The organism is Mesorhizobium sp. M1273 (assembly GCF_040318195.1).
In the GTDB taxonomy this organism is placed as follows: Bacteria; Pseudomonadota; Alphaproteobacteria; order Rhizobiales; family Rhizobiaceae; genus Mesorhizobium.
In genome coordinates this window covers 1-5,832 of sequence record NZ_JAMYLV010000073.1, presented here as the reverse complement: position 1 = coordinate 5,832, position 5,832 = coordinate 1, and the positions used below count along the sequence as shown (strand labels likewise).

Sequence of the window (5,832 nt, the reverse complement as noted above, 5' to 3'; positions counted from 1 at the left end):
GAATCGGTGATCGCAACGTCACCACCGTGCCATGGCCGCTCGCCCCTCAGAGCAAGCCCCGTTCTCTCTCCAAAACTTTTTGCAGAACCTTCAGCACACTATCAGAAAAGACACTGCCAGCGAAGCTGCCAATCTCCCCCCAAGTGGGGGAGATGTCCGGCAGGGCAGAGGGGGGCGCGAAGGAATGCCGACAGACGGCGGGCTCAGCCAGCGACGGCTACTGCCCCACCATCCCCTTCAGCCGGTACAGCGCCTCCAGCGCCTCCCTTGGCGTCATCTCGTCGGGATTGATCTCCGCTAGCGCCAAACCCAGCCCATCACTCTTCGCCGGCTTCGACGCTTCCCGCTTCGCCGCCACGGAAAACAGCGGCAGGTCGTCGACCAGACGGTTGGCCTTGCCCGAGACCTCGCCTGCTTCAAGCTGGTGCAGCACTTCCTTGGCCCGGCCGACGACGGCCTCTGGCAGGCCGGCCAGCCGCGCTACCTGGACGCCGTAGGAACGGTCGGCCGCACCCTTGCCGACCTCGTGCAGGAAGACCACGTCGCCCTCCCATTCCTTGACCCGCATGGTGACGTTGGAGAGCCGCGGCAGTTTTCCGGCCAGCGCCGTCATCTCGTGGAAATGCGTGGCGAAGATCGCCCGGCAGCGGTTTTTCTCGTGCAGATATTCGACCGCCGCCCAGGCGATCGACAGGCCGTCGAAAGTGGCGGTGCCGCGGCCGATCTCATCGAGGATGACCAGTGCGCGTTCGCCTGCCTGGTTGAGGATCGCCGCCGTCTCGACCATCTCGACCATGAAGGTGGAGCGGCCGCGCGCCAGATCGTCGGAGGCGCCGACCCGCGAAAACAGCCGGTCGACGACGCCGATATGGGCTGATGCCGCAGGCACGAAGGAGCCGGTCTGGGCGAGGATGGCAATCAGCGCGTTTTGCCTGAGGAAGGTCGATTTGCCGCCCATATTGGGGCCGGTCAGCAGCCAGATCGCGCCGGCCTTGGCATCGCCTTGCGGCGACAGATCGCAATCATTGGCGACGAACGGACCTTCGCCGGAACGCCGCAGCGCCTGTTCGACCACCGGGTGGCGTCCGCCCGCAATCTCGAAGGCAAGGCTCGCATCGACCAGCGGCCGGCACCAGGCCTCGCTCTCGGAAAGCAAGGCAAGCGCGGCCGAAACGTCGAGCACGGCGAGCGCTTCGGCGCCGGCACGGATCGTGTCGGCTTGGCCGACCACTTCCGCCGTCAGCGCCTCGAAAGCGGCAAGCTCGATCGCCAGCGCCCGGTCGGCGGCGTTGGCGATCTTGGTTTCCAGTTCGGCGAGTTCGGTGGTGGTGAAGCGCATGGCGTTGGCCATGGTCTGGCGATGGATGAAGCGCGCCCTGGCGCCGTCGCTGCCGGTCATCAGCGCATGATGATTGGCGGTGACTTCGATATAGTAGCCCAATACGTTGTTGTGCCTGATCTTCAGCGAGCGGATGCCGGTCTCGTCGATCAGCGAACGCTCCAGCCCGGCGATCACCTTTCGCGACTCGTCGCGCAGTGCCCGCATCTCGTCGAGTTCGGCGTGGTAGCCGCCGCGGACGAAGCCGCCGTCGCGCTTGAGCAACGGCAGCTCGTCGCTGAGCGCCTGTGCCAGATGCGTCGCCAGTTCATTAGGCAGTGCCTTGATAGCTCCCAACGCCGTGGTCAGTTCGCCCGGCAAGGCGGTGTGGCCGAACAGTTCGGCGATGGCGCCGGCCGCTTCGAAACCGGCGCGCAACGCGCCGAGGTCGCGCGGGCCGCCGCGGTTGAGCGCCAGCCGGGACAGCGCCCGCGGCATGTCGGCGACGCTCTTCAGGCTTGCCCGCACCGCCTGGCAGAGGCGCGTTTCGGAGCGGAATAACGACACCGAGTCCAGCCTTGCAGCGATTGCCGCCGGGTCGGTCAGCGGCGCCATCAGCCGGTCGGCGAGCAGCCTTGCGCCGCCACCGGTCACCGTGCGGTCGATCGCCTTGAACAGCGACCCGTCGCGGCTCCCGGACAGCGTGCGCAGCAGCTCCAGATTGGCGCGCGTCGCCGGGTCGATGAACAGCGTCGAACCCTGCTCCTCGCGTTCCGGCCGCGACAGCGGCGGCCGCTCGGCCTTCTGCGTCTTTTCGACATAGGCGATAACGCCTGAGATCGCCGACAGTTCGGCGCGCGAAAACGTGCCGAAACTATCCGGCGTTGCCACCTCGAAGAAGCGGGCGATGCGGCCGGCGGCCGAAGCCGAATCGAACAGCGACGGCGGCTGCGGGCTGGCGACGCGGCCGAGCACGTCGAAGACCGGTTTCAGCTCCGGGTCGTAAAACACCGGCTCGGCGACGATCAGCTCGCGCGGATCGACGCGGAAGACATCGGCGAGCAGCCGGTCGGCGGTGGTCTCGGCGACGCGGAAGACACCGGTCGAGATCTCGATCCAGGCTAGGGCGAAACTTCCTTGGTTCCCTGTCGCGCTGCCGCGCTCCCCGCCTCTTGTATCGCTGCTGCCGCCCTTGACCCGTCCCAGCGCCATCAGAAAACTCGATTCCGACGGCGCCAGCAACTTGTCCTCGGTGATGGTGCCTGGGGTGACCAGCCGCACCACGTCGCGGCGCACTACCGATTTGCCGCCGCGCTTCTTCGCCTCGGCCGGATCCTCGATCTGCTCGCAGACGGCGACGCGGAACCCCTGGCCGATCAGCTTCTGCAGATAATCGTCGGCGGCATGCACCGGCACGCCGCACATCGGGATGTCGAGCCCCTGATGCTTGCCGCGCTTGGTCAGCACGATGCCGAGCGCCCGGCTTGCCTTCTCGGCGTCGTCGAAGAACAGCTCGTAGAAATCGCCCATGCGGTAGAACAGCAGCGAATCCGGGTTCGCCGCCTTGATCTCGATATACTGCTCCATCATCGGCGTCGCCGGCGCGAAGGCCGGCGTGGCGTTGTCGCTTCGAATGGGCGTCTCGTCGTTCAAGAAGCTGCTTCCAAAATTTTGCAAGCCATGCTTGGCGGTTTACAGCGGCGAAGTGTAGCCTTAATCCCGAACCTTCCACAAAAGAAAGCATGCGCACCCATCTCAAGCGGTGCCGTACGGGCGAGGAAACCGAAAGTACCATGGCCAAGAAAACCGAAAGCAACGGGCCCTCCGTCAGCGCCCAGGAGGCATTGGAATTCCATGCCATGGGCCGCCCCGGCAAGCTGGAGATCGTAGCCACAAAACCAATGGCGACGCAGCGCGATCTCAGCCTTGCCTATTCGCCGGGCGTCGCTGTGCCGGTTCTCGCCATCGCCGAGGACCCGAGCCGCGCCTTCGACTACACGGTTCGCGGCAACATGGTCGCCGTCATCTCCAACGGCACCGCCATCCTCGGCCTCGGCAATCTCGGCGCGCTGGCCTCGAAGCCGGTAATGGAAGGCAAGGCGGTGCTGTTCAAGCGCTTCGCCGATGTCGATTCCATCGACCTCGAGGTCGATACCGAGGATGCCGACGAATTCATCAACTGCGTGCGCTTTCTCGGCCCCTCCTTCGGCGGCATCAACCTCGAGGACATCAAGGCACCGGAGTGCTTCATCATCGAGCAGCGGCTGCGCGAGCTGATGGACATCCCGGTCTTCCATGACGACCAGCACGGCACCGCCATCATTTCGGCCGCCGGCCTGATCAACGCGCTGGAAATCACCGGCCGCGACATGAAGACCACGAAAATGGTCTGCAACGGCGCCGGCGCTGCCGGCATCGCCTGCATCGAACTGATGAAGGCGATGGGCTTTGCGCCAGAAAATATCATCCTGTGCGACACTAAGGGCGTCGTCTTCCAGGGTCGCACCGAAGGCATGAACCAGTGGAAGTCGGCGCACGCCGTGAAAACCGGCGCGCGCTCGCTGGCCGAGGCGCTGGACGGCGCCGACGTGTTCCTCGGCCTCTCGGCCAAGGGCACGCTGACCACCAGGATGGTGCAGTCGATGGCCAAAAACCCGATCATCTTCGCCATGGCCAATCCCGACCCCGAGATCACGCCGGAAGAAGTCGCCGAGATCCGCACCGACGCCATCATGGCGACGGGACGGTCCGACTATCCCAACCAGGTCAACAATGTGCTTGGCTTCCCCTACATCTTCCGCGGCGCGCTGGATGTGCGGGCGACCACCATCAACGACGACATGAAGATCGCCGCGGCCAAAGCGCTCGCCGAACTGGCGCGCCAGGACGTGCCCGACGACGTCGCCGCCGCCTACCAGGGCAACCGGCCGAAATTCGGCCCCAACTACATCATCCCGGTGCCGTTCGATCCGCGCCTGATATCGGCGATCCCGATCGCCGTCGCCAAGGCGGCGATGGACTCCGGCGTCGCGCGCAAGCCGATCCTCGATCTCGACCGTTACGCGCAGGAGCTTTCCGCCCGCCGCGACCCGATCGCCTCGACGCTGCAGCGCATCTACGACCGCGTCCGCCGCCAGCCCAAGCGCATCGTCTTTGCCGAGGGCGAGGAGGAGCAGGTGATGCGCGCCGCCGTCTCCTATGTGAACCAGCGGCTCGGCACCGCCATCCTGCTCGGACGCGACGACATCATCAAGGAAAACGCCAGGAACGCCGGCATCGACCTCGGCAAGCAAGGCATCGAGATCATCAATGCGCGGCTGTCGCGCCGCAACTCGATCTACACCGACTATCTCTACGAGCGCATGCAGCGCAAAGGCTTTCTGTTCCGCGACTGCCAGCGGTTGATCAATAACGACCGCAACCATTTCGCCGCCTGCATGGTGGCGCTGGGCGATGCCGACGGCATCGTCACCGGCGTTACCCGCAACTATTCGACGGCGCTCGACGACATCCGCCGCGTCATCGACGCAAGGCCCGGCCACTGCGTCATCGGCGTGTCGATCGTGCTGGCGCGGGGTCGCACCGTCCTCGTTGCCGATACCGCGGTGCACGACATGCCTGATGCCGTCGAGATCGCCGACATCGCCGAGGAGGCTGCCGGTTTTGCCCGCCGCATGGGCTACGAGCCGAGGCTCGCCATGCTCGCCTATTCAACCTTCGGCCATCCGCAGGGCGAGCGCTCCGAGCGCGTCCAGGAAGCGGTGCGCATCCTCGACAAGCGCCGCGTCGATTTCGAGTATGACGGCGAGATGGCCGCCGACGTGGCGCTCAACGCCCGCGCCATGGCGCAGTACCCGTTCATCAGGCTGACCGGCCCGGCCAACGTGCTGGTCATGCCGGCCTTCCACTCGGCCTCGATCTCGACCAAGATGCTGCAGGAGCTCGGCGGCTCGACCGTCATCGGCCCGCTGCTGGTCGGCCTGAACAAGCCGGTTCAGATCGTCTCGCTCAATGCCAAGGATTCGGACATCGTCAACATGGCAGCGATTGCGGCGTATAGCGCGGGGGCTTGAGGAGCGGGGGCAGCAGCAGCGCCTCTCCCTTCTCCCCCTGTGGGAGAAGGTGGCCGAGCGAAGCTCGGTCGGATGAGGGGTGTTCCAGCTTGGCACCGGCAGCACTCCATCCAGCACCCCTCAACCGTCTCGGCGCTGCGCGCCGATCCACCTTCTCCCACAGGGGGAGAAGGAAGAGATGCCGCTACAGAAGCCCCGCCTGCTCGGCCTCTCGGCGCAGATTCTGCCGTGGCCTTGGGCCGATCTGCTGGATGACCAGCCCGGCTGCCAGCGAGCCGAGATCGCCGCAATCCTTGAGGCTGCGGCCTTGCGTGTAGCCGTAGAGGAAGCCGGCGGCATAGAGGTCGCCGGCGCCGGTGGTGTCGACCAGCTCGCGGATCCTGGTCGCATTGATGGTCACGGTCTCGTCGCCGCGCACGATCACCGAGCCCTTTTCCGAGC

3 protein-coding genes are annotated in these 5,832 nt (G+C 65.7%); 1 reads left to right on the top strand and 2 read right to left on the bottom strand.

Translation table 11 applies throughout. The features are described 5' to 3' along the window. Positions 1-217: 217 nt before the first annotated feature. Positions 218-2,908 (bottom strand): DNA mismatch repair protein MutS, encoded by a 2,691-nt coding sequence (gene mutS, locus NKH30_RS32825; RefSeq protein WP_352998141.1) that lies wholly within the window; start codon positions 2,906-2,908, stop codon positions 218-220. A 203-nt stretch (positions 2,909-3,111) separates the two neighbouring features. Here mutS and NKH30_RS32820 point away from each other — a divergent pair, with 203 nt between their 5' ends. Next, complete coding sequence (locus tag NKH30_RS32820) at positions 3,112-5,391, top strand: NADP-dependent malic enzyme (RefSeq protein ID WP_352767191.1); 2,280 nt, start codon at positions 3,112-3,114, stop codon at positions 5,389-5,391. Between the two features lie 184 nt (positions 5,392-5,575). Here NKH30_RS32820 and NKH30_RS32815 read toward each other — a convergent pair. Beyond that, positions 5,576-5,832 (bottom strand): PfkB family carbohydrate kinase (locus NKH30_RS32815; protein ID WP_352998139.1); only part of this gene is annotated, 257 nt, incomplete at its 5' end.